Raw genomic sequence first — 1710 nt, forward strand, 5'->3', positions numbered from 1 at the left:
AGCGTCTGACCGGAAAATGAGCCTGACCAGGGCGGGTCTTGTGCAGGGGGCATCGCCGGGCTGGTGGGGGCCGGTCCGGTGTGATGTTGGTGGTTGTCAGGCGGCTGGTTGCAGGGTGACGGTGTGGCCGAGTGCTTCCAGTTCTCGGACGAGTCTGGTGATCTTGCGATTGGTGTTGATGCGCTTGTCGTAGTGGTCCGGGCCGAGGTCGTAGTAGTGGGCGGTCGGGTCGGCGAGTAGGTGCCAGATGATCACCAGGATGGAGCGGGCGACGGCTACGAGGGCTTTGCCTTTGCCTCGGCGTTTGAGGATGCGTCGGTAGCGTTCGGTGAGGAATGTGCCGTGGTTGCGGCCGGCTGTTGCGGCGGCTTGTCCGAGGACGGCTTTGAGGTATGGGTTGCCCTTGCCGGTGTTGCCGTTGCCGGTTTTGGTGCCGGATTGGATGGCGCGGGGGGACAGTTTGGCCCAGGAGACGAGGTGCCCGGCGGTGGGGAACCGGGTCATGTCCAGGCCGATCTCACCGATGATGAGTTGGGCGGTTTCGGGGCTGAGGCCGGGGATCTCGGCCAGGCGTCGTATGGCGTTGTTGGCGGTGCTGGTGGTGGACGGCAGGTGCTGGTGTGGTGGGTCGTTGTCATCGCCGGCGGGATGTGGTGGCGCGGGGGTGGCCGGCTGGCCCAGTGTGTCGATCAGTTGCTCGATGCGGGTGGTGAGCGCGGCGATCTGCGTGTCGAGGCGGTCGATCTGGTCTAGCAGGATGCGGGCGAGTTCGCCATGGTGGTCGTCGAACCGGCCGGTCAGCGCCTGTGTCAGGGCGGTGTGTTTGCTTCGCATGCGCCCGCGGGCCAGGCCTGCCAGTTGCTGGGGGTCACGCTGCCCGGCGATCAACGCCTCGATCATGTCGCGGGTCGAGAGGGTCTTCAGGGTGCTGGCCACCGTGGAGATCTTGATCAGGGCGTCTTCGAGGAGCTTCTCCAGCCGCTGCCAGTAACGCGTGCGGTCCCGGGTCAGGTCGGACCGCATCCGGGTGTAGTCCCGCAGGACACGGATCGGTGCTGGCGGCACGAACGACGGCCGCAGCAGTCCCTTTTCCGTCAGCTTGGCCAGCCACACCGCGTCCAGCTTGTCGGTCTTGGGTCGGCCGGGCACGTTCTTGACCTCGCGGGCGTTGACCAGTTGCACGTCCAGACCCGCCGCTTCCAGCAGGTAGTACCAGATCCGCCAGTAGTCGGAGGTGGACTCCACGGTCACCTTGTCGATTCCCAGCTCCACCAGCCGATCGGCTAGGTCGCTGACCGTGTTGGTGGTTGCCGGCACCTGCCACACCCGGCTGGTGCGCCGCCCACTGACTCCAGCAGGCAGGCGGGTGCACACCATGCCGGATTCCTTGGCCACATCGACCGCGGCCACCCGCTGCAGGATCTGCTCGTGATCCTGGTCGGGGATCTCCTCGGGCACAGTCCTCATCTGACACCGCTCCCTCCCCGTGTGATGGACATCAGCCCAGCCGCCCGGGGGCCTCGGTCGGGAACCGAAATTCTGACCGGCGTGCTCGAAGCAACAGTGCGTGACCCTTCAGGTCGGGGCCCCAGCGTCAGACTCTGATACGGGCTCAACCTCCCAAGAAGCTGGCGACGTCAGCGGGCGACCGGACCACCATTTTCACGCCTGCGTGGCGTCCGGAACAGGTCGGAATGACTCTGATCAGCT

General features: G+C 66.0%; 1 protein-coding gene. It reads right to left on the bottom strand.

What is annotated here, in order from left to right; genetic code table 11:
- Nucleotides 1-96: 96 nt before the first annotated feature.
- Nucleotides 97-1467, bottom strand: a complete 1371-nt coding sequence (locus tag ACGF4F_RS37330) for an IS110 family transposase (protein ID WP_393085249.1) — start codon at nt 1465-1467, stop codon at nt 97-99.
- Nucleotides 1468-1710: the final 243 nt, after the last annotated feature.

It is taken from the genome of Micromonospora sp. NPDC047740 (genome assembly GCF_043204735.1).
Taxonomy (GTDB): domain Bacteria; phylum Actinomycetota; class Actinomycetes; order Mycobacteriales; family Micromonosporaceae; genus Micromonospora.